Raw genomic sequence first — 15,062 nt, 5'->3', positions numbered from 1 at the left:
CACCGGTCGCCGTAAGTCAATGTTACGCGGGGGTTTCATATTCTGGCGGCCCGGCTCTTGACAGCTCGGGCCTGCGGAAACATTCTGGTTATGCGCATGACCACATGGTCGCCGACCGGTCCCGACAGGGGCAGGAAAGGCGTACCGATGATCCAAGCTCCACCCCGGCGGGCAGCCGGCCGCCGACCCCTAGCGGGCCGGGCACGGGTCGGCATGCTGGCCGGTTCCCTCCTCCTGGCCGCCACGGCCGTGGCGCCGGCCGTCGCCGCCCCGCCGGCGGCAGCCCCCACCCCACCGGCCGCCTCGACCTCCGTCTACCGGAGCATGCCGACCGACCCGACCGCGGTCGTCCTCGGCAGCGCACGGTTCCCGGTGCACGGCGACGGCGTCGGTGACGACACGGCCTCGGTGCAGGCCGCCATCGACGAGGCCTCCCGCCGGGGCGGCGAGAACTGGCTGGGCAACATCGTCGGCGGGGCACGCAACGTCACCGTCGGCGACGGCGGCGGCGTGGTCTTCGTGCCGGAAGGGCGTTACCGCCTTTCCCGGCAGGTGGACCTGCACGCCTCGGTGCGCCTGATCGGGTTCGGCGCCGCGCGGCCCGAGTTCGTCCTCGCCGAGTCCACCCCCGGCTTCCAGGACGGCAACCAGTCCTTCCTCTTCGCCGCGCTGCGGAGGCCCTTCCAGCCCGGCGCGGCCCGCAGCTTCGGCAACAACGACACCTTCGGCACCGGCCTGGTCAACCTGGACATCCGGATCGAGCCCGGCAACCCCGCCGCGGTGGCCGTACGCTTCAGCGGCGCCCAGATGTTCGTCCTCCAGGACCTCGACATCCACGTGGGTACGGGATACGCCGGGATCGACCACAACGCCAACCTGATCCAACGGGTCAACGTCTACGGCGGCACGGTCGGCCTGCTGGCCTTCGCCGCCTCGCCCGGCTGGCAGACCACGCTGCTGGACACCACCTTCACCGGTCAACGCGAGGCGGCCGTCAAGCTGCACACGGACAGCAAGCTGAGCCTGATCCGCAACCGCTTCGCCGACTCGCCGGCCGGCATCGTCGCCACCCCGAACCAGACCCAGCGCCTCTACGTGCAGGACTCGGTCTTCGAGAACATCAGCGGGGCGGCGATCACCCTCAACGACAGCGAGTCCGTCGCGGGCGGCGGCGAGCCGGAACTCATCCGCGCCCAGAACCAGCTCAACGTGGTCGACACCGGGGTCACCGGCACCGGTGCGCTGCTGACCACCGTGCCCAGCGGACGCACCTGGGTCGGCCCCGGCCCGTCGTACCTGGTGCGCGACGCCACGCTCGGACTCCGGGTCGACGACGCGCTGAGCGACACCGAACGGCGTACCGACGGCGTCCTGGTCTCCGCGACACCGGCCGCGCCGCCGAGCTTCGCCCGGCTGCTGCGCACCGACGCGCCCCTGCCACCGGCCACCGGCGGCTGGGTCAACGTGGTCGAGTACGCCGCCGCCAGGGGCGTCACGGTCGGCAGCGGCACCAGCGACGACCACGCCATCTTCCAGCGGGCCCTCGACGAGCACGACACCGTCTACGTGCCGATGGGGCAGTACCTGATCGGGAACACCCTGCGGCTGCGGCCGCAGAACAACCTGATCGGCCTGCATCCCCGCCAGACCTGGCTGAAGCTGCCGGAGCGGGCCGCCGGATTCACCGACCCGCAGCGGCCGAAGGCGATGGTCCAGACCCCGCTCGGCGGGCGGAACCAGGTGACCGGCCTCGGCCTGGACTCCGCGCAGCAGACCGCGGGCTCGGTGCACGTGCACTGGCGCTCCGGTGAGCGCAGCTACCTCGCCGACATCGCCACCCAGTTCGTGAAGTGGCACCCGGAGCAGACCGCGCCCGGCGACCCCGGCGCCGGTGATCCCGGCTACCAGTACCGGGGCCGGCACAGGTACAGCTTCTGGGTGCAGGGCGGCGGCGGGACCTTCGCCAACATCTGGAGCGTCGCCGGCTGGGCCGACAACGGGTTCCTCGTCGAGGACACCTCTGTGCGCGGCCGGATGTACGAGGTCTCCGTCGAGCACCACGAGCACCGCGAGGTCGTGCTGCGCCGCGTCCGCAACTGGCAGCTGCACGCGCTGCAGACCGAGGACCACATCTACGGCTGGCGGTCCCAGGCCGTCGAGCTGGACGACGTGCACGACGTCCTGTTCGGCAACACGGTCTTCTTCCGGGTGGCCACCGTGCAGGGCCCGTACCCGTACGCGGTGGGACTGCGCGACAGCAGCGGCATCGTGATCCGGGGCACCCGTGGCTACCGGCCGGACAACGTGGCCAACACCCGGTGGGGCGCCACCGTCGCCGACGTGGCGACCGGCCGGACCGTGCCCGAGATCGAGGTGGCGTACCTGGGGGTCGGGGTGACTGGCAGGAAGGCCGACCCAGCCGGCGCCCACGTCGCGCTGGACACGCCGGAGATCCGGGTGCTGCCCGGTAGGGCCGGGAGCGCCGTGCTGCGGGTACGCAACGACGGCCCCGGCCCGCTCACCGCCCTGACGGTCGGCGTCGACGCGCCGCCCGGCTGGCAGGTGCGGGCGCGGCCGGAGACCACCCGGCTGCCCGCGGGCGCCACCACGCCGGTCGCGGTGAGCGTGCAGGTCCCCGCCGACGCGGTGGCCGACGGCACGATCCGGCTGACCGTCGCGTTCACCCGGGCCAACCACCGGCAGGAGATCACGCAGACCCTGCGGGTGGGCGTGGCCGGGGAGAACCTCGCCCGGGGCACCGCGGTGCAGGCGAGTTCGGTGCTCTCCGGCAACGTCGCCGCCCACGCGGTGGACGGGGACCGGACGGGCGCCCGCTGGATCTCCGGCTCGGCCGACCCGGCACCGGCGCTCACCCTGGATCTCGGTGGGCCGGCGGAGCTCCAGCGGCTCGACCTCTACAGCGGGGTGGCCGGCTCGGAGAGCCTGCGGGTGCGGGCGTTCCGGGTGGAGGCCCTGGTCGACGGGGCCTGGACGACCATCGGTTCGGCCGGGGCGAACACCGCAAACCCCGCCCGGGTCGACCTCGCCGGCGCGCCGACCGGGATCCGACAGGTCCGGCTCGTGTTCACCGAGCCCAGCCCGACCGACGGGCTGGCCCGGGTCTTCGAGGTGGAGATCCACGGCCTCCGCTGACGCTCAGGGAACGGGCCCGGGGCAGCAGACCGTCAGCGCCCCGGGCACCACCCGCACCTTGAGCTTCGTGACCTCTCCCCGGGCGCCGCCGTCCAGCTCGTACGTGCGGGGCGCGGCCAGCCGGACCTTGATCTTGCGGCCCCGGGTGATCCGCACGAACGGCGACTCCTCCGAGCGGCCGGCGGCCATCCGGCCGAGGGTGCGCGCCCAGTCCACCGCGCCGTCGGCGGTCGACACGCCGATCTCCAGGCAGCCGTCGTCGGGGCGGGCGTCGTCGAACGCCGGGATGCCGCCGGTGATCGTGCCGACGTTGCCGAACAGCACGCAGCTCGCGTCGCCGTCGAACCACTCCGTGCCGTCGACGGTGATCCGCGTGCCGACCAGTTCGCCCCGGACGTGCCGCAGCCCCGTCCACATGTAGGCGAGGCGACCGAGCTTGCCCTTCAGCGTGCGGTCCGCCTCGCGGATCAGGTCGCCGTCGAAGCCGGCACCGGCCATCACGGCGAAGTGCTCGCCGTTGAGCCGGCCCAGGTCGAGGGAGCGGCGCCGGCCGTGCAGGCCGATGCGGACGGCCTCGGGGAGGTCCTCCGGTACGCCCAGGTTGGCGGCGAAGAGGTTGGCGGTGCCGGCGGGCAGGATCGCCATCGGGACGCCGGAGCCGGCGAGGGTGTCGGCGCAGCGCTGCACCATGCCGTCGCCGCCCCACACGAAGACCAGCTCGGCGCCCTTCTTCAGCGCCTTACGGACCTTCTTCGGCGCCTTGCGGCTCTTCGGCACCTCGTACCAGACGAGGTCCTCGACGCCCGCGCCCGCCAGCTCCGCGCGCAGCTCGTCGAGGCCGCCGCCGAGGGTCTTCTTGCGGTGGGCGACGACCGCGACCGTGCCCACCCGGACGGCGGTCGCCGGCTCGTCGCCCAGCGTGCTGCTCGTGCCCATGACCGCCGTGGTACCCGGCCGGCGCGGTTTCCACGCCCCGACCGGCGGGGAGGGCCGACGGTGCGGCGAGCTCCGTTCGACCACCGGCGCGGGTGTGGCCGGTCGGCGCGGCGCCTCGGCGTGCGCCCCGCCGACCGGCCCGCCGGCGCGGCGGCGGTACGGGCGAGGGGAACCGCCTCACCGCCGGGCCGGACGCCGCCCCCGGGTCGACACGAACTGGTACGACATCACGACGAACCCGGGGTCGCGCAGGAGCCGACGGAACGCCTCCAGCTGGCCGGGCGACACACCCGCCTCGATCAGCTCCGGCGCCAACTGCCGGGAGTTCGTCGCGTAGAGCGACGCGCCGAGTGAGCCACCGGGCCAGCTCTCGGAGTGGATGACCGTGTCGACCTCGACCAGTCCCGCCGACGCGAGGTGGGCGTGCACGTCCTGCGCCCAGGCCAGGTCCGCGCCGTGGCTCTGCAGGACGCCGAGCATCGTGTCCGTCACGTGGGTGAAGAGCTTCGCCGCGTCGTCGCTCGGCGCGGTCAGCACGCGCAGCGGGGCCGTGCAGTCGAACTCCTCGACCACCAGCCACCCGCCCGGGGCCAGCGCGCCGGCCAGCGAGGCCAGTACGCGCCGCCGCTCCGGCAGGTGGAGCAGCACCAGCCGGGCGTGGACGAGGTCGAAGGCGTCGCCGGGCGGTGGCTCGCTGCGCACGTCGTGCCGACGGACGTCGAGGTTGGCCGCGGGGGCGAGGTGGGCGACGTCGATGTCGGTCGCCAGCACGCGCCCCGTCGGGCCGACCGCCTCGGCCATGCTCCGGGCGACTGAGCCCCCGCCGGCGCCGATCTCCCAGCACACGCCGCCCGGGGCGAGCACCGGGGCGCCGATCCGGGCCGCCGTGATCGGGTCCAGGAAGGACTCCAGCGCCCGCAGCTGGGGCACCGCCTCCGGTGAACCGTTGTCGAAGGTGTACTCGGTGTCACGGATGTCTGTCGGCATCGTCGCTCGTTCCTGTCGAAGTCGGTCGGGTCAGGTGCGCGGGATCGGCCCGGAACCGGGCACCGGTCGGGTAGCCGGCAGCTCCGCGACGGCGGCGACGCTGAGCATCGCCGCCAGGCGGCCCGGCTCGGCCCGGGCCTCGTCCGCCGGGCGGTCGTAGACCACCCGGCCGTACTCGAGCACCGCGATCCGGTCCGCGATCTCGACGGCGTGCTGGAGCTGCTGCTCGACGAGGAGCACGGCCAGCCCGGTCCTGGCCAGGGTGCCGACGAGGTCGCGTACCCGGGCGGCCAGGCCGGGCGCCAGCCCTTCGCACGGCTCGTCCAGCAGCAGCACCCGGGGCTGGCCGAGCAGCGCCCGGGCGATCGCCAGCATCTGCTGCTCGCCGCCGGAGAGCTGGTCGCCGCGATGGCGCAGCCGGGCCGCCAGCCGGGGCAACAGCTCCAGGACCCGCGCGACGGTCCACCCCTCGCCTGCCGGCGGCGCGGCACGCCACGGCACCGCCGCCAGGGCGAGGTGCTCGGCCACGGTCAACCGGGAGAAGACCCGCCGGCCCTGCGGAACGAGGCCCACCCCGCACCGGGCGATCCGGTGCGGCTGCCGGCCGGCGACCGGCACGCCGTCGACCTCGATCCGCCCCCCGCAGGGCCGCACCAACCCGGCGACGGCGTGCACGAGGGTGCTCTTGCCGGCGCCGTTGCGGCCCACCACCGCCTGCACGGCGCCGGCCGCCACGTCGAGGGTGACCTCGTGCAGCACGATCCCGCCGGCGTAGCCGGCGCAGAGCCGCTCCGTCCGCAGCATCACGACGCCCCCTCCGCGTAGGCCTGCCGGACCGGACCCGACGCGCGGATCTCGGCCGGCGTCCCGGTGGCGACCGTCCGGCCGTCCCGGAGCACGGTCACCTGGTCGCAGAGCGCGTACACCAGGTCCAGCCGGTGCTCGACCAGCAGCACCGCGACGGCGCGCGGCAGGGCCCGCAGGAACTCCACCAGCCGACCGACCTCGACGACGGACAGGCCGGCGGCCGGCTCGTCGAGCAGCAGCAGCCGCGGGCGACCCGCCAGGGCCATGGCGATCTCGAGTTGCCGCCGCTGCCCGTGGGCGAGCTGACCGGCGGGAGTCGCGCCCACGTCGCGCAGGCCCAGCCGTTCCAGCCACGCACCCGCCGTACGCTCGGCGGCGCACCGCCGCGCGCCGGGCCGCCACCGGCCGGGCCGCACCGCGTGGGGCAGCGCGGCGACCAGCACGTTCTCGGCGGCGGTCAGGCTCGACCACACGGCGGGACGCTGGTGGATCCGGCCGATGCCCCGCCGGGCCCGGGCGGCGGGGCCGAGCCGGGTGACGTCGCGGCCGGCGAGGAGCACCCGGCCGCCGCCCGCCGGGGTCGCCCCGCCGAGCACGTCGAGCAGCGTGCTCTTGCCGGCGCCGTTGGGCCCGATCAGAGCGTGCCGCTGGCCGTGGTCGATCCGCAGGTCGACCCCGTCCAGCGCGGCCAGCGAGCCGTAGCGGACCGTGACGCCCCGGGCGGACAGCAGCGGCGTCATGCGCGTGCCCCCGTCGGCGCCGGCCGTTCCTCGGCCGCAGGGCCCGCCGGCAGTCCCGGCAGGAGCCGGCCCCGCACGCCCGCCGGCCGGCGCCCGTCGCCGGGCAGCAGGTGGACGGTGACGACGAACGCCACCCCCAGCACCAGGGGCGCGTGCCCGGGGAGCACGCCGAAGAGCCAGTCCCGGCCGGCGATCACGATCGCGGCGCCGACCAGGGCGCCGCCCACGGACGCGACGCCGCCGACCACCACCCCGAGCAGCAGCAGGGCGGAGGTGTCGAAGCCGAAGTCGGCCGGCGAGATGAACTGCTGGGCGACCACCAGCAGGGAGCCCGCGGCGCCCGCGACCGCCCCCGCGGCCACGTGCACAGCAGCCACGTGGGCCGACACCCGGTGGCCGCTGGCCCGCAGCCGCGCCTCGTCGTCCCGGCCGGCCCGCAGCAGCAGGCCGGCCCGGGTACGCAGGAAGAGCAGCACCGCGCCGACCAGCACGGCGACGACCACCAGGGCGTACAGGTAGCGCGCCCGGTCGGTGGCCAGCACCGGCAGCCCCCACAGGGGACGCACCGGCGGCACCCCGGCGAGCCCGTCGGTGCCGCCGGTCACCGACCGCCAGCGCCCGACGACGGTCACCACGAGCTCGCCGATCGCCAGGGTGATCATCAGGACGATCACGCCGCGCGCGTACACCACGAGCGGGACGGTCGCCGCGGCCAGCGCCGCCCCGGCCGCCGCCGCGACGACCAGGTGCACCACCGCCACGTCGGAGAGCCGGCTGCCGACCACCGCGCTGGCGTACGCGCCCGCCGCGTACGGCGCGGTCTGTCCCAGGGTGGGCAGTCCCGCGACGCCGGTGAGCAGGGCGACGCTCACCCCCACCAGGCCCAGCGCGAGGGTACGGGCCAGCAGCGCCACGGTGTAGTCGTCGACCGCCCACGGCGCCAGCACCAGGCCGGCCAGGACGAGCACGGCGACGCCGCGCCGCAGCGCGCGTACCGCCTCGTCCCTCACGACGTCCGCCGGGTCGCGGCCAGGCCCCGCGCCCGCACCGCGAGGACGGCGGCCATGGCGGCGAAGAGCAGGAACGGGGCGGCCGACGGGGCGAGCGCCACCCCGAGGGTCTGGATCTGCCCGACCGCCAGAGCCGCGAGCAGCGTGCCGGTCATCGACCCGAGCCCGCCGAGGACGACGACCACCAGCGACAGCAGCAGCACCGCGTCGGCGGTGTCCGGCCCCGGACCGATGATCGGCGCGCCGAGCACGCCCGCGGCGCCGGCCAGCGCCCCGGCGGCGGCAAGCACGCCGACGCGGATCCACGCCGGGTTCACGCCGAGGACGGCAACCATCTCGGCGTCGTCGACGGCCGCGCGGACCAGCATCCCGGCCCGGGTGCGGCGCACCGCGAGGTGGAGAAGGCCGGCGAGCACGGCGGCGACGACGATGAAGACCAAGCGGTACGCCGCGTAGCGGTGCCCGGCCACGACCACCGACCCGTCCAGCGCCGCCGGCACCCGCACCGGCGGGTCGTCCGGCCCGAACGCCGCCACGAGCAGGCTGCCCCCGGCCAGCGCCACCCCGAAGGTGAGCAGCGCCTGGGTGAGATGGCTGCGCGCGGCGAGCCGGGTGAGCAGGCCGGCGACCAGCGCGCCGGCGGCGGTGGCGGCGACGGTCCCGACGGCCAGCGCCAGCACCAGGCTCGGCCAGCCGCCGTCGAACAGCGCGGCGGCGGTGTACCCGCCGATCGCGTACAGGGTGCCGTGCGCCAGGTTCAGGATGCCGGCGACGCCGAAGCAGAACACCAGTCCCGCCGCGGCGACGAAGACCAGCAGCCCGTAGGCCACCCCGTCCAGGGCCGGGACCAGGTACGGGTCGATCCGGATGTCGACCGCCACGCCGTTCACCCGCCGACGGTGGCGAGGTCACCCACGACGGTGTTGGACAGCGCCCGGCCGTCCTGGCGCACCTGGCGCAGGTACCACTTCTGCACGGGCGCGTGCGTGCTCGGCGAGAACTGCCAGGTGCCGCGCGGGCTGGCGATCTGGCCCAGTTGGCCGATGGCCGCGTTGATGCTCTCCGGGCTCGGGTCGTCCCCGGCCGCCTCGATGGCCCGGTCCAGGACGGCCGCGGCGTCGTAGGAGGCCATGGCGTACGTGGTCGGGGAGCCGTCGTTCTTCGCCTTCCAGGCGGCCACGAAGGCGCGGTTCTCGGCGTTGTCCAGGTCCGGCGAGTAGTTCAGCACCGAGTAGACGTCGCGGGCGGCCTCGCCCTGGGCGTCGAGCACCCCGCCCTCGGTGAGGAATCCGGCGGCGTAGAGCGGCAGGTCGCTGATCTCCGACTGTGCGTACTGCTTGACGAAGTCGACGGCCGCGCTGCCCGCGTAGAACGTGTAGACGGCGTCGGCGCCGGAGGCCTTGATCCGGGCGAAGTAAGGGGTGAAGTTGGTCGTCGTCGGGAACGGGGTGAAGGTGGTCTTGCCGTCGGCATTGGCGAGCCTGCCGCCCTCCTTGACGAAGGCGTCGGTGAAGCCGCGCAGCTCGTCCCAGCCGCCCTGGTAGTCCGGGCCGATGGCGTAGACGCTGCCCTCGACGTTGTCGCGCACGTGGCGGGCGATCGCCTCCCCCGGCTCGTCGGAGAGGTACGAGGTGTGCCAGATCCGGGACACGTCCTTCAGCTCCGGGCGACCGTTCGAGCCGACGAACGGCACCTTGGTCTCGTTGAGCAACGGATAGACGGCGGCCACGGAGCCACCGCCGACGATCCCGGTGAGCGCGGCCACCCGGTCCTGCTTGAGCAGTTTCGTCGCGGCGGGCACCGCGGTCGCGGCCCCGTTGCCCTCGTCGGCGACGACGAGTTCCACCTGTCGCCCGCCGAGCCTGCCGTCGTGGGTGGCCAGGTAGAGCTCGAAGCCGGCGCGGATCTCCTTGCCGACCGCCTGGTAGGTGCCGGACAGCGACGCCAGCAGGCCGATCTTGATCGATCCGGCGGTGCCGGCGCCCCGCCCGCCGTCGGCACAGGCGGTCGCGGCGAACAGGACGAGGGCGAGCAGGGCCGCGGTGCGGGCACGGCTGCGCCGGGGGATGGTCAGCGACATGTCTTCTCCAGGAGGGATGGGGTTTCCGGCGTGGGGTGCCGGGGTGTCAGCGGCTGCGGCTCAGTGCCGCCCGCGCCGCCGGGGTCAACGCGTCGCCGATGCGGTTCGCCAGCTCGGTCATCTCGTAGGAGACCTTGCCGACGTCGCACTGCGGGTCGGCGAGCACGAGCAGGGACGCGCCGTCGTTGAAGGCCATCGAGAACATGAAGCCGCCCTCGAGCTGGGTCACGTTGGAGATCACCGCGCCGGCGTCGAAGAAGGCCGCCGCGCCGCGGAGCAGGCTCACCAGCCCGCTGCCGGTCGCCGCGAGCTGGTCCGCCCGGTCCGGCGGGAGGCCCCTCGTGGCGGCCACCATCAGGCCGTCGCTGGAGATCGCGATCGCATGGCTGACCTCGGTGGCGCGCTCGGCGAAGGCGTCCAGCAGCCAGCCGAGATCCTGTTGGTCGGTCACGTGCTCTCCCTGTCGGGTCAGTTGGTGATCAGGTTGGTCCGGCGGCCCGCGACGCCCCGCGCGTACGCGGCCATCGCGGTGGCCACCTGGGTCGGGTCGCGGTGCGCGGAGCGCTGCTGCGGCACGGTGACGCCGCCCGGGACGAGGTGCTGTCGCGGCTGACGCCGCGGCAGGCCGGACGTGGTGGTGGCGACGACCTCGGGCGCGTCGGCCCGGGCGGCGGTCCGCCAGGCCTCGTCGGCGGGGCTGGCCCACGGCCCCGCGTTCGTGGCGTCGTCGTGGCCGGCCTGGAACCAGTGGTTGACCTCCTCGAAGATGACGAGTTCCTCGGTGGGCTCGTCACCTGCTCCGGCCGGCGCCGGTGCGGGCCGGAACACCGGCGCCACCGGCAGTGCCCGCTCGGGCGTCGGACCGCCCGTCCACGGTTCCGCCGGGCTTCCGGCCCACGGCTGCGGGGCCGTGGCGTACGCCGGCGGCGCGAGGGTGGTCCGCGCCGCGCGCCGCGACGGCCGGCCCGGCGTCAGCAGGAACTCCTCCGGGGGCAGCGGTCGGATGATCGTCCCCGGGAGCGCCGCCTCGGCGATGGTGCCGCGCCGGGGACCCGGACGGAGCTGGACGACCGCGCCCAGCCGGGCGGCGAGCTGTCCCACGACGACCAGCCCCATCGCCCGTACGGCCGCGACGTCGATGGCGGGCGGGCGGGCCAGCAGGTCGTTGAGCTGCTGCCGACGCTGCGGGGACAGCCCCACGCCCTCGTCGCTGACCTGGACGATCACCCGGTCGCCGAGGCTGCGGGCGGTCACCCACGCCTCGGTGCCCGGCGCGGAGTAGCCGGTGGCGTTGTCCATCAGCTCGGCCAGCAGGTGCACGACCTCGTCGACGGCGTCGGCCGCGACAGCGACGTCTCCGTCGACCATGCCGAGGCGGATCCTGGCGTAGTGCTCGATCTGGCTCTGCGCGGCCTGGAGCACCTGTTGCAGGGGTACGTCGTGCTGGCGCACCCGCCCGACCCCCACTCCGCCCAGCACCAGCAGGCTGGCGTTGATCCGTCCCATCCGGGTGGCCAGGTTGTCCAGCGTGTAGAGCTGGTCCAGCCGTTCGGGGTCGGTCTCGTCCCGTTCGACCTTGTCGACCTGCGCCAGCACCGCGTCGACCAGCCGCTGCTCGCGGCGACTGAGGTGGATGAAGATGTCGGCCGTGTTGGCCCGCATGACCGCCTGCTCGGCCGCGGTACGCACGGCCGCCCGGTGCACGGCCGCGAACGCCTCCCCCAGCTCGCCGATCTCGTCGCCGCGCGACGGCTCCAGGGCCTCCGCGGACTGCTGGCGGGCCAGCTCGTCCGGGTCCACCGACGAGCTGTCCGGTTGCTGGAGCCGGGCCACCACCTGCGGCAGCCGTTCGAAGGCGACGGCGTTCGCGGCGTCGCGCAGCCGGCGCAGCCGCCGCGTGATCTGCCGGGCCACCGCCCAGGTGACCAGCGCGGTGAGCAGCAGGGCCACCGCCACGGCAGCCGCCTCGACGACCGTGCGCCGCCGCTGGTCGGCGTGCGCGGCCCGGATGTCGTCGAGCACCGCGGCGTCGACCCGTTGACGCAGCTCGGCCAGGCGGACGGACCACTGCTGGGTCGCGGCGACCCACGCGCCGGGGTCCAGCCGCAACCGGCTTCCCGCCCGGGTCCTCGACACCTCGTCCTGCAGCCGTTGCAGCAGCAGGGCGTCCCGGCCGCTGCCCGCCTGCTCCCACCAGCCCCGCCAGGCGGGCCGGGCGAGGGCCAGGAAGGACAGGCTCGACTCGGTGAAGCCGGACCGGGCGGCGGTGATGTCCTGCTGCATGGCGGGGGTCAGCTGGTCGGCCGCGACCGCGCGCAGGACGGCGACCTGCTGCTGGCCGGCCGCCTCGGCCGCCTTGGACAGCGCGGCCGAGGCCCGCATGCCGTCCGTGATCCGGGCGTTGACCGCGCCGAGGGTGACGCTCTCCCGAAGGCTGAGCAGGTCGGCGATCACGATCCGGTAGCTGAAGGTCATCGCCGACACCGAGGCGTGCGCCGCCGTACGCACCTGCGCGCGCAGCGGCGGCAGGCCCTCCAGCGCCAGGTCGATCCGCTGGAGCGCGGTCTGCCCGGCGGCGGGTCCGGCAGGCACCAGCGCCCGCTGCCGGCGGTAGCGGGCGACGGCGTCGTCGGTGCTCCCGGTGGCGTCCGCGAAGGCTTCCTGCTGCTCGGCCGCGCCCCGGCTGAGCAGGTCGGCGGCGACGACGCGCTCGCGTTGCAGCCGGTGGGCCAGGTCGCCCGCGTCGGCACCGAGGTGCGCCAGGAGTCCGAGATCGCTCGCGCGGGTCGTCTGGCGGACGCTCTCGGTCAGGGCGAGGCCGGCGAATCCCATTACGGCGACCAGCGGAGCCGCCACGATGAGGCGCATCCGGGTGCCGATCTTCCAGCCGCGGCGGCCGGTCGGGTAGGGTCGGGCCGCGTGGGACCTCGTGCTCGACGCCAAGACTGACTCCCGCGACTCATCCAAGACGGCCAATGCGCACCTTGCCGTTTGCACGTCTCATTCCGCCGGAACCAGCGCCCACAGAGAAGACCTGACGGTGGTACAAACGGCCCGTACCGGCATCTGTACCCAGCGCCAGCAGCGCCCGTCCCGCCCCGCGGGTCCGACCCCGCGCAGGTCAGGAGCGCCCGGGTCGCCCGCCTGACGGGTGCGGCGGGAGGTCCGCCTCCGGCGGCCCGCCGAGCACCTGGCCGATCAGCTCCCGCAGTTCGTCGATCGCCGCCACGACCGCCTCCGGGTCGCGCGCGTCCCGCCGCGCGGCCGGCGGCACGAGGGCCGGGTCGGGCTCTGCCACCGTTCCGAACCGGGGGCCGCGGCGGCCGTCCGCCGCCAACTGCTCCGCCGCGACCTGCGGCCACAGCGCCGCCAGGCAACCGCCGGTGCCGAGCACCTCGTCGCAGCGGACGGCGAACTCGTGACTGCCGTACCGGCGACCGGACTCGACCGCGGCGACCGTCTCGCGGCTGAACCGCACCCGCTCCGCGAGCGCCCGCTGGGTCAACCCCTGACGGGTGCGCCAGGTGCGCAGTTCGGAGCGGAACCGGTGGATGGCACCGGAGCGCTGGGCGCTCGACGGGGGCGTGCGATCCATGTGTTCACCTTCGCGACGCCGACCGGCCGGCATCGGCATCGGCGTCAATAGATATTGGGCGATGAATGGGTATTCGCAGGGGACAATTCTTAACCCATCGGTCGACGGGTGTGAAGACGTGACTTCGGAGCGTAGTCACCCGTCAGAGGCCGCGGCGGCCCCCACGGGTCCGCGCGCAGCCGGTCGGGCGCCGCTCGGCACGGTCCGACGGCCCCCGCCCGGAGAACAGGACCGGCGCCACCGCGACGCCGCCGCGAGGCGGCTGGTCACCCGGCGACAGGCGCCGCCGGAGCACCGGACGGCACCGCCGTGTCGAGGACCACCGGCAGGCTCCGGTGCGCGCGGAAGGCGATGTTGACCTTGTACGAGCGGCGATGGCCGGGGGCCAGGCGCAGTCCGGGAACCGCTCGGCAGAGCCGGGTCAGCGCCAACTCCGCCTCCAGCCGGGCCAGCGCCGCGCCGATACAGAAGTGCGGCCCGTGCCCGAACGAGAGGTGCCCGTCCCCGTCGGACCGGTGCGGATCGAATTGTTCCGGCCGGGCGAACACCGCCGGATCCCGGTTGGCGGCGCCGATCAGCAGCAGGCAGCGCGCGCCCGCCGGAATGGTGACGCCGTCCAGGGTGACGGGTCGGCGGGTCACCCGCAGCCAGCCGTCGATGGCGGGCGCGAAACGCAGCGTCTCGGTCAGGAACGCGGGTATCCGGCGCGGGTCCTCGCCGAGCTCCCGCCACCGGCCCGGGCCCGACAGCGCCTGGTCGAGCGCGTGGGCGAGCAGCCCGGCCGTCGTCTCGTGCCCGGCGACCAGGAGGTTGAACACGATGCTCGACACCTCGGCCACCGTGAGCACCTCGTCGTCGCCGTCGCGGTACGCCAGCAGTTGACTGACATAGTCCTCGCCGTACCGGCCACCGCCGAGTCGGGCGCCGACCAACCGCTCGCAGTAGCGCCAGAACTCCCACAGGTCCCGGGCCAGCCGGACCTGCTCGGCCGGGTCCGGCTGCCCCCAGAGCAACGCGATCTGGCCGTCCCCCCAGGCCCTGACCCGCCCGATGTCCTCCTCCGGTACGCCGAGGATGTCGAGCAGGACCAGCAGGGGCAGTTCGGTGGTGAACTCGCCGACGAGGTCCGCCCGCCCGTCGGCGCGGTCGACGAGCCGGGACACCAGTTCGTCGACCCGGCGCTCGACGATCGCGCCGTACCGGCGTTCGACGCGTTCGGCGGTGTTGGCGAAGGTCGCCCGCAGGGCCCGGCGGGTCCGGGGGTGCGCCGGGGGGTCCGCGGCGGCGGTGGTGGGCGGCGCGTCGATGCGGGCGATGAACTCCATCGCCTCGGGGCAGACGTCGTAGATCGGGGCGAGGGTGAGGGCGTTGCTGAAGGCCTCCGCGTCACCCAGCGCGCGGCGCACGTCGGCGTGCCGGGTGATCAGCCACAGCCCCAGGTCCGGGTCGTGGCGCACCCCCTCGGGCTCGTCCAGTAGCCGCCGCCACACCTGCGCCGGGTCGGTGAGATACGCCCCCGCGAACGGATCCAATCGCATGACCGCCTCCTCGAACGCCATGGCCACGAACGGAATTGCCGAACGACTCCCGGGGCTCCGGCTACCGCCGCACGCTTCACGGTGCGCCCATTCCGGGAGCAAGTCAATATCGGCGTTCTTCAATGTGCCGATGCGCAATTTCCACGCCTTCGGCCACACGCGCACCACGTCGTTCTGCAAGTTGCGGGATGTTCCCTGCCCGCTGGTCGCGACATT

General features: G+C 74.7%; 12 protein-coding genes. 1 reads left to right on the top strand and 11 read right to left on the bottom strand.

The window, feature by feature from the left end; all coding sequences use genetic code 11:
* Window positions 1-213 precede the first annotated feature (213 nt).
* Complete coding sequence (locus tag ACLQ20_RS13025) at window positions 214-3,153, top strand: glycosyl hydrolase family 28-related protein (protein WP_425855672.1); 2,940 nt, start codon at window positions 214-216, stop codon at window positions 3,151-3,153.
* A gap of 3 nt (window positions 3,154-3,156) precedes the next feature.
* On the opposite strand, the gene ACLQ20_RS13020 is transcribed toward ACLQ20_RS13025, so the two are convergent.
* From ACLQ20_RS13020 to ACLQ20_RS12970, 11 genes are all read right to left on the bottom strand, one after another.
* Window positions 3,157-4,089 (bottom strand): diacylglycerol/lipid kinase family protein, encoded by a 933-nt coding sequence (locus ACLQ20_RS13020; RefSeq protein WP_425855669.1) that lies wholly within the window; start codon window positions 4,087-4,089, stop codon window positions 3,157-3,159.
* Between the two features lie 177 nt (window positions 4,090-4,266).
* On the bottom strand, window positions 4,267-5,076 hold the full coding sequence (locus tag ACLQ20_RS13015) for a class I SAM-dependent methyltransferase (RefSeq protein ID WP_425855667.1): 810 nt from the start codon (window positions 5,074-5,076) through the stop codon (window positions 4,267-4,269).
* 30 nt (window positions 5,077-5,106) lie between these two features.
* On the bottom strand, window positions 5,107-5,880 hold the full coding sequence (locus ACLQ20_RS13010; protein ID WP_151455095.1) for an ABC transporter ATP-binding protein: 774 nt from the start codon (window positions 5,878-5,880) through the stop codon (window positions 5,107-5,109).
* The gene (locus ACLQ20_RS13005; protein ID WP_425855665.1) at window positions 5,880-6,623 is read right to left on the bottom strand and encodes an ABC transporter ATP-binding protein; all 744 of its coding nucleotides are present in this window, start codon (window positions 6,621-6,623) and stop codon (window positions 5,880-5,882) included. Before ACLQ20_RS13005 ends, ACLQ20_RS13010 begins: the two co-directional genes overlap by 1 nt.
* Window positions 6,620-7,633 (bottom strand): branched-chain amino acid ABC transporter permease, encoded by a 1,014-nt coding sequence (locus ACLQ20_RS13000; RefSeq protein ID WP_425855664.1) that lies wholly within the window; start codon window positions 7,631-7,633, stop codon window positions 6,620-6,622. Before ACLQ20_RS13000 ends, ACLQ20_RS13005 begins: the two co-directional genes overlap by 4 nt.
* Entirely contained in the window at window positions 7,630-8,523 is an 894-nt protein-coding gene (locus ACLQ20_RS12995) for a branched-chain amino acid ABC transporter permease (RefSeq protein WP_425855662.1), read from the bottom strand. The genes ACLQ20_RS13000 and ACLQ20_RS12995 overlap by 4 nt, the downstream gene beginning before the upstream one ends.
* Window positions 8,520-9,713, bottom strand: a complete 1,194-nt coding sequence (locus ACLQ20_RS12990; RefSeq protein ID WP_425855659.1) for an ABC transporter substrate-binding protein — start codon at window positions 9,711-9,713, stop codon at window positions 8,520-8,522. The genes ACLQ20_RS12995 and ACLQ20_RS12990 overlap by 4 nt, the downstream gene beginning before the upstream one ends.
* 46 nt (window positions 9,714-9,759) lie before the next feature.
* Window positions 9,760-10,164 (bottom strand): roadblock/LC7 domain-containing protein, encoded by a 405-nt coding sequence (locus tag ACLQ20_RS12985; protein ID WP_091094994.1) that lies wholly within the window; start codon window positions 10,162-10,164, stop codon window positions 9,760-9,762.
* 17 nt (window positions 10,165-10,181) lie between these two features.
* Window positions 10,182-12,581 (bottom strand): sensor histidine kinase, encoded by a 2,400-nt coding sequence (locus tag ACLQ20_RS12980; RefSeq protein ID WP_425855657.1) that lies wholly within the window; start codon window positions 12,579-12,581, stop codon window positions 10,182-10,184.
* 253 nt (window positions 12,582-12,834) lie between these two features.
* Window positions 12,835-13,308, bottom strand: coding sequence for a helix-turn-helix transcriptional regulator (locus ACLQ20_RS12975; RefSeq protein WP_327028564.1), 474 nt, complete (start codon window positions 13,306-13,308; stop codon window positions 12,835-12,837).
* A 266-nt stretch (window positions 13,309-13,574) separates the two neighbouring features.
* Entirely contained in the window at window positions 13,575-14,846 is a 1,272-nt protein-coding gene (locus tag ACLQ20_RS12970; protein ID WP_425855654.1) for a cytochrome P450, read from the bottom strand.
* Window positions 14,847-15,062: the final 216 nt, after the last annotated feature.

The organism is Micromonospora sp. DT46 (assembly GCF_049841735.1).
Classification (GTDB): Bacteria; Actinomycetota; Actinomycetes; order Mycobacteriales; family Micromonosporaceae; genus Micromonospora; species Micromonospora reichwaldensis.
This window is presented reverse-complemented; position numbering and strand designations above follow the sequence as displayed.